Source organism: Brevibacterium yomogidense (assembly GCF_016107685.1).
Classification (GTDB): domain Bacteria; phylum Actinomycetota; class Actinomycetes; order Actinomycetales; family Brevibacteriaceae; genus Brevibacterium; species Brevibacterium yomogidense.
Genome location: NZ_JABASY010000001.1, coordinates 420,079 through 439,170, shown reverse-complemented (window position 1 = coordinate 439,170; position 19,092 = coordinate 420,079). Strand labels below are relative to the sequence as shown.

The window sequence follows — 19,092 nt, the reverse complement described above, 5'->3', positions numbered from 1 at the left end:
CGCGATGCGCTGGAGGTTCCCCCTCATGACATCCCCCGCCTCGGACCCGCTGCTCACGCCGTTCTCGATCGGTCCCCTGCGGCTGCGCAACAGGATCGTGTCGACGTCGCACGAACCGGCGTACACCGACGACGGCATGCCCGCGGACCGGTACCGCCGCTACCACGTGGAGAAGGCGAAGGGCGGGCTGGGACTCACGATGATCGGCGGATCCGCGATCGTCGCCCGCGACTCCCCCGCCGCGTTCGGCAACATCGACCTGAGCACGGACGACGTCGTCCCCTGGCTGCGGAAACTGTCCGACGAGGTCCACGCCCTCGACACGAAGGTGATGATCCAGGTGACCCACCTGGGCGCCCGGTCGTCGAACTTCACGGGCGACTGGCTGCCACTCGTGTCCTCCAGCCGCTACCGGGAGCCTGCCCACCGCTCCTTCGCGAAGGAGGCGGAGGACTGGGACATCGACCGCATCATCGCCGACTACGCGGACGCCGCCCGCAGGGTCGCCGACGCCGGTCTGGACGGCCTGGAGCTCCAGCACTGGGGCCACCTCATGGACGCGTTCGTCTCCCCGTGGCTCAACCACCGCGACGACGAGTACGGCGGGTCGCTCGAGAACCGTCTGCGCTTCCCACTGCGCCTCATCGACGCGGTGCGGGCGGCGGTGCCCGAGGACTTCGTGGTAGGCGTGCGCATGAGCATGGACCAGCTGCGGGAGGACGGGCTCTCCTCCGATGATGCGATCGCGATCCTGCAGGAGTACGTGGAGCACGGCGTCGCATTCGTCTCCATCACCGGTGGGCGGATCGAGTCCGATCGGGCGCTGGCGCAGTCGATCCCCGGCATGGGCACGCCGTCCGCACCGTTCCTCGAGCTGTGCCGGAAGGTGCGGTCGGAGGTGTCGATCCCCGTCCTCCACGCCACCCGCATCGCGGACGTCCCCACCGCCCGATACGCCGTCGACGACGGCTGTGTCGACCTCATCGGCATGACCCGCGCCCAGATCGCAGACCCGTATCTCGTGAAGAAGATGGCCGAGGGGCGGGAGGACGACATCCGCCCCTGCGTGGGTGCGAACGCCTGCCTGGACGCGATCTACGTGTCCGGGTCCGCCCACTGCATCCACAATCCCGCGACCGGCAGGGAGGCGACGCTGCCGCAGAGCGTCCGCTCGCTGGGACCGGCGCCGAGGTCGCGGCGGGTCGTCGTCGTGGGCGCCGGCCCTGCCGGTCTCGAGGCCGCCCGCGTGTGCGGCGTGCGCGGTCACGACGTCACCCTGCTCGAGGCCTCGGACACCCACGGGGGTCAGGTCGCGATCGCGGCCCGGTCGGACCGGCGGCGGGACCTCATCGGGATCGTCGACTGGCGGCTGCAGCAGGTCCGCAAGAACGGGGTCGACGTGCGGTTCAACGTCCTCGCCGACGAGGAGACGGTGCTGTCGTACGCGCCGGACGTCGTCATCGTCGCCACGGGTGGCATGCCGGATACGGAGATCTGTGAGGGCAGCGAGCACGTGCTCGACGTGTGGGACGTCATGACATCACCGGTCACGGCGGGTCAGCGGGTCCTCGTGTACGACGACCACGGATTCTACCCGGCGGTCGACGCGGTGGAACGCCTGGTGAGGGGTGGTGCCGAGGTCGTCTACGCGACGCCGGAGCGCACCCTCGCGGTGGACGTGGGTTCGATGAATTCGCCTGCGTATCTCACGGTGATGGCGGAGCACGGTGTGCAGACCCGTCTGACGGAGCGGCTCCTCGCGGTCGAGGAGACGGACAGCGGCCTGCAGGCGACGCTGCGCAGCGAGTACGCGGACACGGACGCGGTCCTGGAGGTCGACGCGGTGGTCGTCGATCACGGGACGACCCCCAACGACGAGCTGTACTGGGGACTGCGCGACGGTTCCCGCAACCACGGTGCGATCGATCACGACGCGTTCGTCGACCCGCTGGGCGCTCTGCGGGTCGGGGAGCTCAGCGGGGCGTCTGCGCGGCAGGACACAGTGGGCACAGCGGGGCCCCAGGAGGCCACTGCCGCTGCGGTTGCAGGGTCGGAGGCTGCTGCTGCCGGGCCAGAGGCTGCGGGAGGTTCGGTGCTCACGCTGGTGGAGGGCGAGCGCGCAGAGGCTCCTGAGCTGCGCGACGGGTACGCGCTGTTCCGTGTGGGCGACGCGACGACCAGCCGCAACGTCCACGCCGCGATCCTCGACGCTCTGCGGATCGGCCTGCTGGTCTGAGCTGCCCTGTCACCCCTCCAGGAGGTCGCGCACGTCGTCCGCGGTGAGCGCCGCGGAGAACGCGCCGTCCTCCCCGTCGCCCCAGAGCGCGTCCGTGAGCACGGTCTTCTTCCGCTGCAGATCTAGCACCTTCTCCTCGATCGTGCCGGCGGCGACCATCCGGTAGACCATGACGGACGAGTCCTGGCCGATCCGGTGGACGCGGTCGATCGCCTGCGTCTCCGCCGCGGGGTTCCACCAGGGGTCCACGAGGAAGACGTAGTCCGCCTCCGTGAGCGTGAGCCCGAAGCCGCCGGCCTTGAGGCTCAGGAGGAACACTCCGGCCCCGCCGTTCCGGAAGCGGGAGACGACGTCGTCCCGGTTCCGCGTCGACCCGTCGAGCCGGACGTGGCCGATCCCCCTGTCCGTGAGTGCCTCACCGATCCGGTCGAGGAACGACGTGAACTGGCTGAACACCAGCACACGGTGATCGTCCCCGAGCACGCGGTCGAGGTCCTCCATGAGCGCGTGCAGCTTCGAGGACATGACCCCGGCATGCTGGTCGTCGTCGACGATCGCGGGGTCGAGCGCCAGCATCCGCAGCAGCGTGAGGGACCGGAAGACGATGAACCTGCCACGGTCCATGCCCGGCGTGCGCACGTCGTCCAGCAGGCCCAGCACCTTCTTGCGCTCCCGCTGCAGGACCGCGTCGTACACCTTCCGGTGCTCCGGCAGCAGGTCGACCGTGCGGATCTGCTCCTGCTTGGGCGGCAGCTCCTCGACCACCTGCTCCTTCGTCCGGCGCAGCACGAAGGGGCGGATCCGCCGCTTGAGCAGCTCCAGCCGGTGGGGCGCGACACCCCGTGCGATGGGCTTCGTGAAGTTCTCCCGGAACGCGACCGGGGAGGGGAAGAGCCCGGGTGCGGTGAGCGACAGGAGCGCCCACAGATCATCGAGCGAGTTCTCCACGGGTGTCCCCGTGATCGCCAGGCGGAACGGTGCGCGGAGGCGGGCGAGCGCGTCGTAGACGAGTGTCGTCCGGTTCTTCGCGAACTGCGCTTCGTCGACGACCAGCCCCGCCCAGCGAAGCCCGGCGTAGTCGTCCGCGTCGAGCCGGAGCAGCGCGTATGAGGTCACGACGACATCGGCCCCCTGCACCTCGTCCGCGAGTGCCGTCGCCCTCTTCGCGCGGGTCGCGTCGATGACGCGCACGTTCAGGCCCGGGGCGAACCGCGCGGCCTCCGCCTTCCACACCCCCACGACGGACGACGGAGCGACGACCAGGAACGGGGCAGAAGGTTCCTGCTCGCGCGCCCGCACCATGAGCGCGAGGGTCTGGACGGTCTTGCCCAGTCCCATGTCGTCGGCGAGGATCCCGCCCAGCCCGTGGTCGTGGAGGAAGCTGAGCCACGCGTAGCCCTCCTCCTGGTAGCCGCGCAGCTGGGCGGTGAGGCCGGCGGGCGGGTCCGGACGGGGGATGTCCTCGAGGTCCCGCAGCGCACCCACCGTCTGCCGCCAGGTGACGGCCGCCTCGGATTCGTCCGCGACGTCGACGAAGTCCTCCCAGAGGCTCACCTGGAAGCGTGAGATCTTCGGAGCCTGCGGGTCCCACTCCCCCACCTCCTCCGCACGCGCGATGAGCTCTTTGAGCCGGTCGAAGGCGGGGTGGTCGAGCGACAGGTACGACTTGTCCGGCAGGAGGATCTTCTTCCGCCCCTGCGCGATCGCCTTGAACACGTTCGCGAACGGGACGGTCCGGCCGGCGACCGTCACCTGGAATCCCAGGTCGAACCAGTCGCGGGACTCCGTCTCCTCACTCGTCACCGTGACGGTGGGCGGTTCCGTGAGCTCGCGGTAGTCCGGCCGCGCACCGCTCACCTCGACGTGGATGCAGTCCATCGCCTCCAGGTGCGGGAGCACGCGGACGGTGAACTCCGCCGTGTCCACACCCGCGAGATCCTCCCGCTCCTTCGTGCCGGCCCCGGGCCAGACGGGAGCGACACGGTCACGGACTGCGGCCTCGGCGACGGTGTCCCGTCCCCGCAGCCCGCTGTCATCGGTCCGACTCGTCGCGCCGGCTGGGAGGACCGGCAGCTCGCGGCGCGGCCCGGAGTACTGCCACGACCAGTGGAGCTCCGCGTCGTCGTCCGCGCCGAACACGACGAGCAGGCACAGACGGGGCGGCTGCGCCTCCGGCAGCTCCACCGTCGCGTCATCGCTGGTGACGGGCGCAACGGAGCGGAGGACGGGGAAGAACTCGTCCGTGAATTCGGCTTCGTCGCGTGCGTCGACGACGAGGGGGTCGCGCCTGCGCATGAGGTCGACCTCGTGCGGCGCGATGGGTCGGTCGAGGGGCGCGAGGGTGAGCTCCAGCGCCGCGCCGGGGGTCGACAGGTCCCCGTGCAGAGCGGCGAAGCCGTGGGACCCGATGAGACTGAAGGAGTCGGCCCGTCTGCCGTCGACCGCGACCTCCGGTTCGACGTGGACGCGGCCCCGGCGGTCGCGGCGCAGGTCGAACCGCTTGAGCGCCTCGGCCCCCAGGGTCACGCCGGTGAGGAGGCCGCCGCCCACCAGGGCGACCCCGGCGGTGGTGAGACGCTCCAGCAGTGTCCACAGCAGCGGGCTGGGATAGCGGTCCAGCCGCAGGACGCCCGCGTCGCCGGGATTGAGGTTCCGGTCGTCGCGGGACAGGCGATGGATCTGGTCGAGGAGCGCCCGCACCGGTTCATCGGGGCCCCGTCCCCGCTGGGCGAAGGAGCGCCACGTGAGACCGCCGCGACGGTAGGTGCCGGGCCGGTTGCCCTCCTCCATCGGACGCACGCCCACGAACCAGGCATCGCCCGCCTCGAGCCGCCCGCGCTCCAGCGGTTCCAGCGTGGAGGAGTAGAACCAGCCACGGGCCTCGTCCGCGAAGAGCTCGAAGGACAGGGCGTACCGCGTGGTCTCCTGTCCCTGCAGCGCGGACCGGACCACAGGGGTCAGCAGCCGCTTCCATTCGGGGTCGCGGGGCGCGTCGGGCTCGCGGGGTGCCCCTGCGTCTCCGTTGCTCACCCGGGCAGCCCGGCCGACCGCACCCGCTCGATGAGCCGGTCCAGTGCCGCCCCGACCGCGAGCGGGGCCTCCAGCTGCGGGGTGTGGCCCACCGCCTCGTCGACGACCACCCGTGCGCGGGGGAACACGTCGCGCCACGCGGCGGCGTCGTCCGGCGACCGCTTGGGGTCCAGGCCGCCGTGGAACACCTCGACGGGGAGCCGCGGCAGAGTGCCGTGGGTCCGCAGGTCCGTCGCCGCCTGGTCCGCGAGCACCTCGGCCGCCACGTCACCGCCCACGCGCCGGGCGTAGTCGACCATCGCGTCGATCCACGCCTCCGGACTGCCCGCGGGCACGTTCCGTCGCGCGTGCCGGATGAGCACCTCGTCCTGCACCGGGTCGCTCAGCTCCTCGAGCATCGATGCGACTGCCGTGTGACCCCGCATGTCCGGGCCGGAATCGATCAGAAGCAGCCCCCGCACCTGGTCGGGGAACGCGAATGCCGCGGTCGCCGCGATCGCACCGCCGGTCGAATGCCCCACGACCACGCACGGCTCCCCCTGCGCCAGGTCCACCGCGTACTGCGCCGCGTTCAGCAGCGTGCACGGGCGCGCGTGCTCCATCCACGCGGCTCCGATCCCGGTGCACCGTGCGGGCACCGGGACATCGCCGAAGGAGTCGGGACTCACATGTGTGCCTGGGACGAAGACGGCTGTGAGGTCCTCTGAACTCACGGTTCGACCAGGATCCCGTCGTCGTCGGCCCACAGCATCCTGCCCGGAGTGAAGGTCACCCCGCCGAACTCGACGGGGACGTCCTGCTCACCGGTGCCGTCCTTCGCGGACTTCCGCGGATTGGAGCCCAGCGCCTTCACGCCGAGGTCGAGGCCGCGCAGTGCCGCCCGGTCCCGGACGGCCCCGTGGATGACGACGCCCGCCCATCCGTTCTCCACCGCCGAGGCCGCGATCATGTCTCCCATGAGCGCGGACTCGAGCGACCCCCGGCCGTCGATGACGAGCACGGCGCCGTCGCCCGGCGTGGCGAGGAGCGCCTTGATGAGGGCGTTGTCGCGCAGGCACCGGACCGTGCGGATGGGGCCCGCGAACGTCGTGCGTCCGCCCACGTCGTGGAACTGCTGGGCGCAGGAATCCAGGGTGTCGCCGCGTTCGTCGTAGAGGTCTGCCGTCGCGATGTCCTGTCGGTTCTCCATGTCTGCAGGGTACAGACAGGACCCGGCCGGACGTGACCCCGGTCATGGTGGAACGTGCGACGATGGCGGGAGCGGTGGAAGACCTCGAGCACCCCTTGATGGTTCAGGCTTTAACTATATGGTGGTGTGGAAGCCCTCTCCCCGGAGGAGTCGAACCCAGGAGCTGAACATGAGCAACGTCGAAACACACCCGGCGGAGGTCCTCTGCCGCAGCGAAGGCCTGCCGGGCCCCGAATCCGCGTGCGCCGACGGCGCCTCCGTCGAGATCATCACAGCCCGCGACGTCCCCCTCGGAGGACCCCGGTCCATGACGGTGCGGCGCACCCTTCCCCAACGGCAGCGCTCCCTCATCGGCGCCTGGTGCTTCGTCGACCACTACGGCCCCAACGACGTCTCCGTCACCCGCGGCATGGACGTGGCCCCTCACCCCCACACCGGGCTGCAGACCGTCAGCTGGCTCTTCGAAGGGGCGATCGCCCACATCGACTCCGGCGGCGGGGAGGGGACCGTGCTGCCGGGCGAGATCAACCTCATGACCGGCGGCACCGGGATCTGCCACTCGGAGGTGTCCCTGCCGGACACCACCGTGCTGCACGGGGTCCAGCTGTGGCTCGCTCTGCCGGATGCGGTGCGGAACACGCTGGACCGTGCTTTCGAGCACTTCGTCCCGCAACCCGTTCCACTGGAAGGCGGCAGCGCGCTCGTCTTCATCGGCAGCCTCGTCGGTGCGGAGTCGCCCGTCACCGTCCACACGCCTCTCGTGGGAGCGGAACTCCACGTGGAGCCCGGTGCGGTCCTCGACCTGCCGGTCGACGCCGCGTTCGAACACGGCCTGCTGGTCGATTCCGGCGACGTGACACTGGAGGGCGTTCCCGTCCTCACGCACGTACTCGGGTACACCGGGGTCGGCAGCGAGCGCCTCCGCATCGCGAATCAGGGCACCACACCGGCCCGCCTCATCCTCATCGGCGGCAAGCCGTTCGAGGAGGAGATCGTCATGTGGTGGAACTTCATCGGCCGCGACTCCGACGAGATCGCCCGCTACCGCGAGGAATGGGAGGCAGAGGGCGACCGGTTCGGCCGGGTCGACGGCTACGTGGGCCACGGCGGTCCCGGAAAGAACAGGGACGGGCTGGGCCGACTCCCCGCACCCGCACTGCCGAAGGTGCGGATGCGTGCCCGCAAGAATCCACCACCACGCGTCCAGAACGACACGACCAACTGAAGGAGAGTCTCATGACCGACCAGCAGCTCACCGACAAGACCGGTGCCGCCGTCACGGTGACACTCGACGAGGAGCGCAACGCGTACGCGATCACCCTCGCGGACGGAGAAGTGGCGGGGCGCGCGTTCTTCACCCCGGCCTCGGGCGCGGAGGACGATTGGATCTTCTTCCACACGGAGGTCGATGAAACCTATGGGGGCCGCGGGCTGGGCGGCATCCTCGTGGGCGAGGCTGTGACCGACGCCGCCCGCCGCGACAAGACCGTCGTCCCGGTGTGCCCGTTCGTCGCGAAGTGGGTGGAGAAGAACGGCGAGGAGTTCGCGAGCAGCGGCGGGACCGTCCGCAAGGCCAGGCCCGCGGACCTCGACACCGCCAAAGCGGCATCGAAGGAGGCATGACCCGCATGCGTCGTCCCTTCATCGACAAGGAGCTGCCGGACGTCTACAAGGCGATGACGAAGGCATCCGTCGCCTCCCGGACCGCATCGAACGACGCCGGCCTGGGCGACGACACGATCGAACTCGTGAACGTGAGGGTCTCCCAGATCAACCGGTGCCTCACGTGCCTGAGCCTCCACGCGCCCCGCGCCCGCACCGCCGGCATCAGCCAGCGCCAGCTCGACGTGCTGCCGGCCTGGCGGGACGCAGGGAAGGCCGTCTACACGGGGGTGCAGCGGGCGTCGCTGGCGCTCGCGGAAGCACTCACGGTCCTGGATCCGGAGGTCGACCTCGACGACGTCGCGGCCGAGGCGTCGGAGCACCTGACGGCCCAGCAGATCGCCGCCGTCCAGTGGACGACCACACTCATCAACGCGTTCAACCGCATCTCCATCGCCAGCGGCCACCCCGCACTCAACGTGAAGGGGTGAGTGCGCGGGACGGGCGGGTGCTCGCCGACGAGGGGTGAGCAGGCGAGGCTGAGCGCTCAGCGGCGGCCCGGGCCTCGACGACGGTGATCATCCGTCCCCGGTCCCCGACTCACCGGGATCCCCCGACTCACCGGGATCCCCCGACTCACCGAGATCCTCCGACTCACCGGGTTCCTCCGCCCACTCCATCGTCGACACGACCGACTTCTGGCGGGACGGGTTCTCCACGGACGTCGCGGCACCCACGTACGGTTCGATGGTCTGCAGCAGCTTCTGCGGGGTGGCGAGCACCAGGTGGAACCCGAAGGCGACGAACACGTCCAGCGCCATGCGCGTGTACCGGGTGTCGGCCTTGTCGAACGCCTCGTCCAGCACGATCGTGCCGTAGCGGGACACGTCCTCGTCGGGTTCCGCCAGCTGGTAGCGCAGCGCCGCTGCCAGGCAGAACACGACGAGCTTCTGCTGCTGCCCGCCGGACAGCGCCGCCCCGGAATCGTAGGCCGTGTGCGCGCAGCCGAACTCGTCGACCTCCTCCGCGAGGAACGTGACGTGCAGGCGCGTGTCCAGGCACTGGTTCTTCCACACCCGGTCGACGTGCTCGCTGGACGCGAAGCGGCGCATGAGCTCCGCAAGTGTGTCGAACGTCGTCTCCGCGGCCTCCAGGTCCGGCTCGTCCCAGCTGCCGGCCGTGATCGCCCTGAGGTCGTCGATGAACCGCTTGACGGTATCCGTCCGCCGCAGCTTGGGCTTGATCCGGAGGAACCGGCCCTCGTCGAACTTCGACTTCCCCAGCGACTCATTCACCCGGTCGACCCGGTCCTCGATCTCCCGGAACGAGCCCAGGATGTCGCTCAGCAGCTCCCCGATGAGGTCCCGGGACCTCTCCTGCAGCATCGTGAGGAACCGCGCCTCGTACTCCGGCAGGCCGTGCGCCTCGATCCCCTCGAGGATCTCGAGGAAGCCCGCCCGGTCCGACACGTCGGAGGTGAGGTTCGCCGAGGCCGCAGGCCACCTCTCCTTGAACTGCACTGCCAGCCGGGTCACCGCGGACTCCGCGCGGCCGGCCGCGGATCGTGCCGCGTCCTGCTCCTCGTGCAGGCGGGTCGCGACCTGCTGCCCCACGTCCGGCAGTGTCTGCCGGGTGAGGCTGCGCTGCACTGTCCGGAAGCGGTCCTCGAGGGTGCTTGCGGCCTCGGCGGAGACCTCGGGGATGGTGCCGTCACCGATCCCCCGCTCCAGCCGGGTGATCTCCGCATCGACGTCGTCGCGTTCGTGCTGGGTGGAGCGCAGCAGGTGGCGGGCCTCCTCCGCCTCCTTGCGGGTGACGTCGCGCAGGTGACGGGCGTCGTCCGCGGCTTCGACTGCGGCCTGGAGATCCCCGTCGTCGGCGGTGAGCTCCGTGAGTCTGAGCTCGAGGTCCGTCACGGTGCGCCGGGCGGCGTCACGGTCGACCGCGCTCCACGACTGCTCGCGGATGCTCGCGAGCACACCGGACCGGTGCTGTGCCTGGTCACGGGCCGCCGAGGCCGCATCCACCACCTGCTTCGCCGCCTCGTACTCCGCCTCCGCGTCCTTGCGCAGCCCGATGTAGGCCTCGATCTTCGCCTCCCGGTCACCCAGGACCCACTGGCTGCGGTCGTCGATGCGGGAGCGGTCGTCCTTCTCGTAGCGAGTGCGCGACGACTTGAGCTGGCCGTTGATCGTGACGGCGCGGACGTGGTCGTCCAGTGCGTCCGGCGAGTCGACGCAGGCGACGTCGAAGCGCTCCGCCAGTGTGGACCGCACCCAGTCGCCGAACCGGTCCTCCTTCACCTCCACGCGATGGACCAGGGACAGGTCGCTGCGCACGGGGCGGGGCGGCGGCTGCTCCGCGGCAACCTCCTCGAACACCAGGCGGGCGCGGATCCGGTGGGGGTCGACCCACTTCCGCACGGTGCGGATGTGCTCGCTGCGGACCAGCAGGGTGAGTGCCAGCGGGCGCAGCACCCGCTCGATCGCGCCCGTCCAGTCGGCGTAGTCGCGGCGGACCTCGATGAGCTCCGCGGCGAAGGGCAGCGCGGATTCGGGCAGCCCGGTGCCCGCACTGATCTCCCGGCGGACGGCCAGGAGGTTGCCGGGCACGGTTGACCCGCTGCGGCGCAGCTCCGCGATCGCCTCGTCGATGCGCCGCAGCTCCCGCAGTGCGGCGAAGTAGCGCTCGTTCTGCTCGTGGGTGGGGCCGGCCGGTCCCTCTGCCGCGTCGAGTGTGCGCGCGATGCCGGTCTGCAGCTCCGCGAACTCCGCAGCGGTCTGAGGGGCCCGGTCGATGCCGGCCTGGGCGAGCTGGCGGCGCAGCGACTCCCAGCGCGCCTCCGTCTGCTGCGCCGCGTCGCGTGCGTCGCGGATGCGGTCCTGGAGCGCTTCCGCGTCCGCACCACCGGCTTCGAGGCTGCGGCGCTGTGCCGCCTCGAAGTCGTTCTCCGCGCTGCGGGCCGCTTCTTCGGCCTGTTCCGCGTCCGTCGCCAGCCCGGACTGCTTCTCCGTGAGCGCTGTCCGTTCGATCCGGGCCAGGTCCAGCGCGCGGCGGTGGGTGTACGGACGCACGGCGGCGGCCAGTTCTCGCGCCCGGTCCGCCTTCTCCCGTGCCGATTCGTACTCCGTCGCGGCACCCCGCAGCTGCCCCAGGAGGTCGCGCTGCAGCCGCAGCTGGACGACGTGAGCGTGGGCGTCGTTGAGCTCCTCGAACTGCTCGACGGCCGTGTCCGCCAACTCGAACGTGCCGGGGCGCTCCAGCATGTGCTCGCGGAACAGCTGATCGAGGCTGTCGAGGCTCTTCGCGGACTGCGTCTTGTGCAGCAGCTGCAGCGCGGATTCGTGCGCGATGCCGAACACGCTGCGCAGGCGGGCGTAGAACTTGCCGTGGGTTCCGTTGGTCGTGATGAAGGCCTCGGGGAACGCGGCCTTCACCCTGCGCGCCTCGATCCCGCCGCGGGCGAACTCCTGCACGTCGGCCAGGTCGATCGCGGACCGGTCGAGCAGGCAGAGGTCCGCGACGTCCGCGTTCGACGTGCCGGTGCCCCGCAGGAAGAACAGCCGCACCAGGGAAACGGGCTTCTGACCTGCCGCTTCGTAGCGCAGGACGATGCCGCTCCACGTGGCGTTCGGTCGCAGGTATCGGCTCACGACGCGGTCCTCGTCGGCGTCGGTGGTCCGCGACCACGCGCCGCGCACGTAGGAGACGATGCTGCGCTGGTCCGCCCGGGCACCCGCGGACTGGGCGGCGACGTTGAACCGCAGCCACTTGTCCGGGGTCAGCACGGCGGCGATCGCATCGAGCAGCGACGACTTCCCCGAACCGGACGGCCCGGTGATGAGGTGGCCCTGCCGCGCGATCGGCAGCCGGTGGATCTCCTTGTCGAAGGTCCCCCAGTTCGCCACCTGGATCTCCGCGAGTCGCCACTGGCTCTGGGTCGCGGATCCGTCGCCTGCCGACACACCCGTGACCTCGGGCCCGAGGTCGAAGAGAGCACCCGTCGTCATGCGTCCGTCTCCTGCCCGTCGGTGTACTCGGTGTCGTCGGTGTCGTGGGTGTACTCGGTGCCGTCGGTTCCGGCGATGCGGCGGTAGACGGCGGTGAGCTCGCGGACCCGGTCCTCGTCGATGAGGAAGCGGACCATGGGCGAGATCTGGAAGCGGTCCTCACCGGCGGAGTGGAGGACGCGCAGCCGGTTGATCATGCGGCCCCAGGAGCCGTTGAGGTTGCGGAGGAACGTCGATTCGTCGCCGTCGCGGTAGACGCTCAGCTGCTCGTACACCTCGTCCTGGCCGATGATGACGCGCTCCTCACCGGGGGCTGCCAGCAGGAACTGGCGCAGCACCAGCAGCATCGCGGTGTCGAGGAACGTGAGGCGCTCCGCACGCAGAGCGCTGGGCACCTGGAGGTCGTGGGTCTCCACCTTCCGGGTGAACGCGAACTCGTCGTACGGATCGAGCACCAGATCGAGGAACAGGTCGTGGAGGCGGGAGCGGATCGTCTCCTGGTCCGCCACCAGGGCCGCCCACAGACCCGGGTTCTGGGCGCCGGACACGTAGGGGCCCTTGAGGAGTTCCAGGAGCACGCGGCGCGTGGTCTCCTGGAGCGTGCCCGTGTCCCCGCGCCACAGCGCGGACGAGTCCTCCTCGACGGCTTCGGCGACCGCGGCCTCGGCGGCGGTTGTCTCACTCATAGGTCCACGTTCCTCTCGAACACGTAGCGGTCGACGGCCGCCCTGCGGGGGACGCCGTCCAGACCCTCCCAGGCGACTTCCTCGGTGCGGCCGGGCTCGACCGTACCGTGCGAGGCGGCCAGCGACACGAGCCCGATGACGCTCGCGACACCCTGAGTGGCGGGGTGGTGGACGAGGACCTGGGCGACACTCACGGGTGCGCCGTCCGCATCGTCGAGGACCGCGTTGACGTTCGTGACGAGTTCGTCGAAGTCGATCTCGCTCTCCCGCGCGATGGAGGCGAGCGCCGCGAAGTCGACGGTGACGGTGTCCGCTTCGTCCAGCGCCTCGCCCGTGTCGAACTCCGTCGGGTCGTGGAGGACGAGCGAGCCGACGCTCGACATGCGCAGGGAAGACAGCTCGAGCTCGACACCCACGTCCGCGTACGGCTTCACGTGGGTGCGGGCGGGCACCGCCTGGGCGAGCGCCTCCTGGAGGAGGGTGCGCAGGGCGCGGTCGGTGAGGAACTCGTGGGAGTAGACGTAGCGGCGCAGGCCGCGGGCGAAGTCCGTGAGGCTGCCGTGGACCTCCCGGCTGCCGTCCTTCATGTCGCGCATGAGGCCGCGCAGGGCTCGCCGTGCCCGAGGTGTCAGCTGGCCCGCGAAGTCACGGTCGAGGATCGCGGACACGTCCTCCTCGAACGCCGCCGACTGCTCCGGGTCGCGGACGAAGGAGGAGAACGCGGTGAACGTGCGGCCCTCCGTGGAGGATTCGATGAGGTCGACGCCTCGGAAGATCTCGTCGAGGACGGATTCGTCGCCGTCGTCCGCTTCGAGGATGCTGGTGCGCAGCGCGTGGTTGAGCTCCGCGAAGCGTGCGCGGACACGGGCGAAGTCCGCCGGCATCCCCTGCGCCTGGTGGAGGATGTCCGTCACACGCTCGTTCGCCCGCTTGGGGTCGAGGACCCGCGTCTTCGCGTCGCCCTTGCGGACGCGTTCGATCTCCCGGTCGATGCGGCGGCGGTCCGCCTCGAGGGCACGCAGGCGGCGCCCGGTGTCCGGGTCCGTCTCGATCGCCAGCTGACGCAGCGCGGTCGCGAGGGTGACGAGGCGGGACTCCGTGACGGTGGCCTGCGGGGTCTCCAGCTGCTCGAGGATGCGCAGCGCGTCGAAACCGGCGGCGGACAGTTCGTAGGTCTCGCCGCGCGCATCGGTGGCGGGCCGACGGATGAGCAGACCCGCATTGCGCCAGTCGTCGCAGTACGCCTTGGCGCGGCGGTCGGACAGGTCGAAGTGGTCGCGCAGGTCGACGAGGTCCTCGTCGATCCGCTCGTGGACCTCGTCCGTGTCGAGACGAGTGCCCGGCGCACCCAGGTGCTCACCCAGGACCGCGGCGATGACGGCGACGTGATCCGCCCGCAGCATCCGCAGGGTCGCACTGTCCGTGACGAGTCGCTTGAACGCGAGGGCCTGGGCGAGTGCGGACATGCGCACCATTCTGCCGTGGCACGGGGGTGGGGCGCGAAACGGGCGGGAGTCGACCGTCACTGACGACGTGAATAGGGCACTCTCTATATGTTTCGATAGCCACAAGTTGAATGTTTGGTCTAGCAAACATACGCTTGGTGCCACGCCGATCAGTCGGCTCGCTCCGGCTCAGAAGTAGGCGGGCCGGCTGATCGGCTCCGTCAGAAAGCGTCAGGCGATCCGGACTGCGGAGGAGGAATCGATGTCGTCACGGTCTGCTGCCACGAGCACGCACGTGCCCGTCCACGAGCTCGACGCGGAGGACTCCCCGGACCTGGTGTTCTTCTCCAGCGTGTCCGAGAACACTCGTCGCTTCGTGGAGGGCCTGGAGCGACCGGCTGTCCGGATCCCACTGCGGCCCCGCCTCGAGGGGATGATCCGCGTTGCGCGGCCGTTCGTGCTCGTGGTCCCCACGTACGGAGGCGGCGAGCCCTCAGACGCTGTGCCGAAGCAGGTCGCCGCCTTCCTCAACGACCCGCACAACAGGTCACTGCTGCGCGGCGTGATCACAGCGGGGAACACGAACTTCGGCGAGCACTACTGCCTTGCCGGGCCGGTGATCTCGCGGAAGTGCGGCGTCCCGGAGCTCTACAGATTCGAACTGCTGGGGACCCGCTCCGACACCGAACAGGTCACGCGAGGTCTCGCGCGCTTCTGGTCCGGGTGAGCGATCCGCACTCGCCCTCTCGTTCCGCTGCCTGCCCCCCCGCCCATACCCACGAGGAGATCCATGAAGACCGTCGATGCGTCCCAGACGATCCTGGAGCGATCAGTCACCCCACCATCCTTTCGGCACGACCCGGGGGCGCGGCTGCGCCCGATCAACTGGAACCGCGTCACCGATGAGAAGGACCTGGAGGTCTGGAGCCGTCTCACCGCCAACTTCTGGCTGCCGGAGAAAGTGCCCCTGTCCAATGACCTGCCCGCGTGGCACACGCTCGACCCGCATGAGCGCACTCTCACGATGCGAGTCTTCACAGGGTTGACGATGCTCGACACCGTCCAGGCGACGGTGGGCGAGGTCAGCCAGATCCAGGACGCACGCACTGAGCACGAAGAAGCTGTCTACACGAACATCGCGTTCATGCAATCCGTGCACGCCAGGTCCTATTCCTCTGTCTTCAGCACTCTCACCAGCACCCCGGAGATCGATGCGGCCTACGAGTGGGCGATCGGGAACGATCTCCTGCAGGCGCGGGCGAAGGCGGTGATGGTCCACTACTACGGAGAGGATCCCCTCAAACGGAAGGTCGCCTCCACTCTGCTGTCCTCGCTGCTGCTCTACGCCGGCTTCTACCTTCCGCTTCACTTCTCCGTGCGCGCGACGCTCACCAACACGGCCGATATGATCCGGCTGATCCTGCGCGACAAGGCCGTGCACGGCTACTACTCCGGCTACAAGTACCAGCGCGGCCTCGACGCTGCCGACAGTGCTGAGAAGAGCCGCATGCACTCCTTCACGCTCGAGCTGCTCGACGAGCTCTACGCATTGGAGATGCGCTACTCATCGGAACTGTACGAGCCGCTCGGGCTGATGGACGATGTCGCCGTCTTCGTCCGCTACAACGCGAACAAGGCGCTCATGAACCTGGGATATCCCGCCCGGTTCGGGCCGGAAGAGACAGAGGTGAACCCGGAGATCCTCGCAGCGCTCGCTCCCGGATCGGACGAGAACCACGACTTCTTCAGCGGATCCGGATCCTCCTACGTCATCGGGAAGGCTGAGGACACGAGCGACGCCGACTGGGACTTCTAGCTGAGCGGGAGCAGTCGCGTCGGCCTGGGGACCGGCTCAGCGCGCAGACCCAGCGGGGACGGATTCAGCGGCGCAGCACCCGGGCGGCGAGCCAGTTCCCCACCGCCTGTGCCACCTGGACGAACACGATGATGACGACGACCGTCACGAGGGTGACGGCCCAGTCGAACTGCTGGTAGCCGTACATGATCGCGAAGTTGCCCAGACCACCGCCGCCCACCACACCGACCATCGCGGACATGTCGACGATCGCGATGAACATGAAGGTGTAGCCGAGGATCAGCGGCCCCAGCGCCTCCGGCACGACGATGCCGAACAGCGTGCGCAGACGGCCCGCCCCGGCGGACCGCGCCGCTTCGACCACGCCCGGGTCCACCCCGACGAGGTTCTGCTCGACGACACGACCGATCACGACCGATGCCATGAGGACCATCGGGAATACCGCCGCCCCGGTACCGATCGTCGTCCCGACCAGAGCGAGTGTCACCGGGCCGACCGCGGTGATGAAGATGATGAACGGCACGGGCCGCACGATGTTGACGACGATGTTGAGCACAGCGAAGACGACCGGCTGCTCCAACAGATTGCCGGGGCGGGCCGCATACAGTGCAGCACCCAGCAGGAGTCCGACGACTCCGGCGATCAGGACGGTCACGGTCACCATCACGAGCGTCTCCTGGACGCTGGTGAACAGCACCGGCCGCAGCAGGTCCCAGTTCGTGTCCATCAGGCGGCCACCTCGTCCGCTCCGGCCACGGCGAGCGTCGTGGCGCGGCCGCCGTCAGCGAGTGCCGCTGCGGCGGCCGCAACCGCCTCGGACTCGCCCGTCAACTCGTAGGTGAGGGTTCCCAGCGGCCTGTTCTGCACCTCGGCGACATCGCCGTAGACCACGGTTCCGGTGACGCCGTGGCGATCGAGGATCCGCGTGACGTCGGGAGAGCCGAAGCTGTCGTCGATGCGGACGGTGACGATCGTGCCCGGGTACCGCTCCCGGAGCCGCTGGAGCGCTTCCGGCGTGGGCGCACCCTTGCTGGCGGTCGCCACGAAGGAGCGACCGGCGTCCGTCTTCGGTGCCGCGAACACGTCGTAGGCGCTGCTGTGCTCCACGACCCGCCCGCCGTCCATCACGACGACGGAATCGCAGATCTCCCTCACGACCGCCATCTCGTGGGTGATCACCACAACCGTGGTGCCGAACTCTTCGTTGATCCGGGTGAGGAGTCGAAGGATCTCCGCCGTCGTCTCCGGGTCGAGCGCGGACGTCGCCTCGTCGGCGAGGAGGAGTGTCGGTGCGCCCGCCAGCGCACGTGCGATGCCCACGCGCTGCTTCTGCCCGCCGGACAGCTGTGACGGGTAGGACCGCGCTTTGTCGGCCAAGCCCACGAATTCGAGGAGTTCAGCGACTCTCGCCTCGACCTCTGCGCGCGGTCGCCCCGCGACACGCAGCGGATAGGCGACGTTCCCCGCGACGGTGCGGGAGGCGAACAGGTTGAAGTGCTGGAAGACCATGCCGCTGCCGCGACGCACCTTCTGCAGGCGGGCTTCACCGAGTCGCGTGAGATCGGTGCCGTCTACGACGACGCTGCCCGACGTCGGGGTCTCGAGTGCGTTGATGAGCCGCACCAGGGTCGACTTCCCCGCACCCGAGTACCCGACGACCCCCAGGACCGAACCCCTCGGAATGTCGAAGGTGACGGTGTCGAGGGCGCGGTGAGCAGTGTCCGGGGACCCCGCGCGGAGCCCGAACAGCCTGCGACGGCCCGGGTACTCCTTGACGACGTCGACGAAGCGGACGTGAGGGTGCGGAATATCGCTGGTCATGCGGGTACTCCAGTCGTGCGCAGGCGCAGGCGGACTGCTGCGGGCGGACAGGGTGGGCGGACAGGGTGGGCGGACTGTATGGACCGGACCAGGACAGCACTCCACCGTGGGGCGCTGAGCCGGGCACGACGCAGAACGACCGTTTTCGTCACATGCGGCGACATCTTCCCTCGAATGCGACGGCCCGGGTAGCACCGTGACGATCAGCGGAATGCGATGAGTCGTCTTCTTCCTACTGTGGCCCCGTCCGCACGGTTCGCATGCGGCCCCCGCAGTCGCCGCGACACGGCACAGCGCAGGACCAGACGAGGAGAACTCATGACCCGCACCCCCAGCCGCCTCCCCTTCGGGCGGGCGCTCATCGCCGTTCCGGCAGCACTCGCCCTCACCGCGGTGTCCGCCTGCGGCGGGGGCACCGCCTCTGCCGGAGAGGAAGACGACGGCACTATCACCATCGCCGTGGACGACGGGCAGGAGTCCCACTGGCAGCTCATCCGCGACATCGTCGCTGCCGAGGGGATCGACCTCGAGGTGCAGAGCTTCACCGACGGCCCCCAGATCAACTCGGCCACCCAGAACGGCGATGTCGACCTCAACCTCTTCCAGCACGTCGCGTTCCTCGCCCAGTTCAACGTCAATTCGGACGGCGATCTGACACCGGTGGCGGCGACCGCCGTCTACCCGTTGGCGCTGTTCTCGACGGAGCACGAGACGCTCGAGGACCTTCCCCCCGATGCGGAGATCGCGATCCCCAGCAACCCCACCAACCAGGCACGAGCGCTGCTGAACCTCCAGGACGCGGGTCTACTCACACTGGTGGACGGTGGGGATTCCCTGTCCACCCCGGCGGAGATCGAATCCGGGGACGTCACGATCACGACGGTCGACACGAACCAGACCGTCAACGCGCTCAACGGTTCCGCGGACGCCGCAGTCGTGAACAACACCCAGGCGACACGAGGAGGCCTGGGCGACGAGGACATCATCTACAAGGACGACCTGGACTCCGGCACGAACGATCCCTACATCAACGTGTTCGTCGCGAAGGAGGACAACGCGGACGATCCGCGGTTCCAGACGATCGTCGACGCGTACCACTCGCCGAACGTGCAGGAGGCGGTGTCGGAGCTCAACAACGGGAACCTCGAGTTCAAGCAGGACTGGACCGCAGAGGAGCTGCGGGAGCTGCTCGCATCGGAGGAGAAGGTCGCAGCGTCCGGTGAGGGCGCCTCGGGCTGAGCGCAGTGGGCGACCACA

Annotated in this window: 15 protein-coding genes; 7 read left to right on the top strand and 8 right to left on the bottom strand. The window is 69.6% G+C overall.

The genetic code is table 11. The features are described 5' to 3' along the window. The first annotated feature begins 25 nt into the window (after positions 1 to 25). Positions 26 to 2,236 carry an NADH:flavin oxidoreductase gene (locus JFC09_RS01860; RefSeq protein WP_198392274.1) on the top strand — a complete coding sequence of 737 codons (2,211 nt, stop codon included), beginning with the start codon at positions 26 to 28 and terminating at the stop codon, positions 2,234 to 2,236. Between the two features lie 9 nt (positions 2,237 to 2,245). Here the strand turns inward: JFC09_RS01860 and JFC09_RS16820 are convergent, their stop codons facing one another. Genes JFC09_RS16820 through rraA form a run of 3 tightly spaced genes read right to left on the bottom strand, consistent with a single transcriptional unit; the run spans position 2,246 to position 6,455 of the window. Then, positions 2,246 to 5,266 (bottom strand): DEAD/DEAH box helicase, encoded by a 3,021-nt coding sequence (locus tag JFC09_RS16820; RefSeq protein ID WP_198392273.1) that lies wholly within the window; start codon positions 5,264 to 5,266, stop codon positions 2,246 to 2,248. After that, a complete protein-coding gene (locus JFC09_RS01850) occupies positions 5,263 to 5,979 on the bottom strand; it encodes an alpha/beta hydrolase (protein WP_198392272.1) in 717 nt (238 codons plus the stop codon). Before JFC09_RS01850 ends, JFC09_RS16820 begins: the two co-directional genes overlap by 4 nt. Continuing rightward, positions 5,976 to 6,455 (bottom strand): ribonuclease E activity regulator RraA, encoded by a 480-nt coding sequence (gene rraA, locus JFC09_RS01845; protein ID WP_198392271.1) that lies wholly within the window; start codon positions 6,453 to 6,455, stop codon positions 5,976 to 5,978. The genes JFC09_RS01850 and rraA overlap by 4 nt, the downstream gene beginning before the upstream one ends. Before the next feature lie 169 nt (positions 6,456 to 6,624). Between rraA and JFC09_RS01840 the strand changes: the two genes are divergently transcribed. From JFC09_RS01840 to JFC09_RS01830, 3 genes are read left to right on the top strand one after another with little or no spacing between them, the layout of a single operon-like run. After that, the gene (locus tag JFC09_RS01840; RefSeq protein ID WP_198392270.1) at positions 6,625 to 7,680 is read left to right on the top strand and encodes a pirin family protein; all 1,056 of its coding nucleotides are present in this window, start codon (positions 6,625 to 6,627) and stop codon (positions 7,678 to 7,680) included. Positions 7,681 to 7,691: 11 nt separating this feature from the next. Beyond that, positions 7,692 to 8,078 carry a GNAT family N-acetyltransferase gene (locus JFC09_RS01835; RefSeq protein WP_198392269.1) on the top strand — a complete coding sequence of 129 codons (387 nt, stop codon included), beginning with the start codon at positions 7,692 to 7,694 and terminating at the stop codon, positions 8,076 to 8,078. Next, positions 8,075 to 8,548, top strand: coding sequence for a carboxymuconolactone decarboxylase family protein (locus JFC09_RS01830; RefSeq protein ID WP_232483009.1), 474 nt, complete (start codon positions 8,075 to 8,077; stop codon positions 8,546 to 8,548). Before JFC09_RS01835 ends, JFC09_RS01830 begins: the two co-directional genes overlap by 4 nt. A gap of 87 nt (positions 8,549 to 8,635) precedes the next feature. Here the strand turns inward: JFC09_RS01830 and JFC09_RS01825 are convergent, their stop codons facing one another. The 3 genes from JFC09_RS01825 to JFC09_RS01815 are packed head-to-tail and all read right to left on the bottom strand — an operon-like array spanning position 8,636 to position 14,219. Then, positions 8,636 to 12,067, bottom strand: coding sequence for an ATP-binding protein (locus tag JFC09_RS01825; RefSeq protein WP_198392268.1), 3,432 nt, complete (start codon positions 12,065 to 12,067; stop codon positions 8,636 to 8,638). Continuing rightward, entirely contained in the window at positions 12,064 to 12,753 is a 690-nt protein-coding gene (locus tag JFC09_RS01820; RefSeq protein WP_198392267.1) for a DUF4194 domain-containing protein, read from the bottom strand. The genes JFC09_RS01825 and JFC09_RS01820 overlap by 4 nt, the downstream gene beginning before the upstream one ends. Then, the gene (locus JFC09_RS01815) at positions 12,750 to 14,219 is read right to left on the bottom strand and encodes a DUF3375 domain-containing protein (RefSeq protein WP_198392266.1); all 1,470 of its coding nucleotides are present in this window, start codon (positions 14,217 to 14,219) and stop codon (positions 12,750 to 12,752) included. The genes JFC09_RS01820 and JFC09_RS01815 overlap by 4 nt, the downstream gene beginning before the upstream one ends. Before the next feature lie 241 nt (positions 14,220 to 14,460). On the opposite strand from JFC09_RS01815, the gene nrdI reads away from it, so the two are divergent. Both nrdI and nrdF read left to right on the top strand, forming a co-directional pair. Continuing rightward, positions 14,461 to 14,925 carry a class Ib ribonucleoside-diphosphate reductase assembly flavoprotein NrdI gene (nrdI, locus tag JFC09_RS01810; RefSeq protein WP_198392265.1) on the top strand — a complete coding sequence of 155 codons (465 nt, stop codon included), beginning with the start codon at positions 14,461 to 14,463 and terminating at the stop codon, positions 14,923 to 14,925. Between the two features lie 63 nt (positions 14,926 to 14,988). Next, positions 14,989 to 16,014 (top strand): class 1b ribonucleoside-diphosphate reductase subunit beta, encoded by a 1,026-nt coding sequence (gene nrdF / locus JFC09_RS01805; protein WP_198392264.1) that lies wholly within the window; start codon positions 14,989 to 14,991, stop codon positions 16,012 to 16,014. A gap of 64 nt (positions 16,015 to 16,078) precedes the next feature. Here the strand turns inward: nrdF and JFC09_RS01800 are convergent, their stop codons facing one another. Together JFC09_RS01800 and JFC09_RS01795 are read right to left on the bottom strand one after the other, a co-directional pair. Next, a complete protein-coding gene (locus JFC09_RS01800) occupies positions 16,079 to 16,741 on the bottom strand; it encodes a methionine ABC transporter permease (RefSeq protein WP_198392263.1) in 663 nt (220 codons plus the stop codon). Next, positions 16,741 to 17,835, bottom strand: a complete 1,095-nt coding sequence (locus JFC09_RS01795) for a methionine ABC transporter ATP-binding protein (RefSeq protein ID WP_198392262.1) — start codon at positions 17,833 to 17,835, stop codon at positions 16,741 to 16,743. Before JFC09_RS01795 ends, JFC09_RS01800 begins: the two co-directional genes overlap by 1 nt. Positions 17,836 to 18,153: 318 nt before the next feature. On the opposite strand from JFC09_RS01795, the gene JFC09_RS01790 reads away from it, so the two are divergent. Continuing rightward, complete coding sequence (locus JFC09_RS01790; RefSeq protein WP_198392261.1) at positions 18,154 to 19,074, top strand: MetQ/NlpA family ABC transporter substrate-binding protein; 921 nt, start codon at positions 18,154 to 18,156, stop codon at positions 19,072 to 19,074. Positions 19,075 to 19,092: the final 18 nt, after the last annotated feature.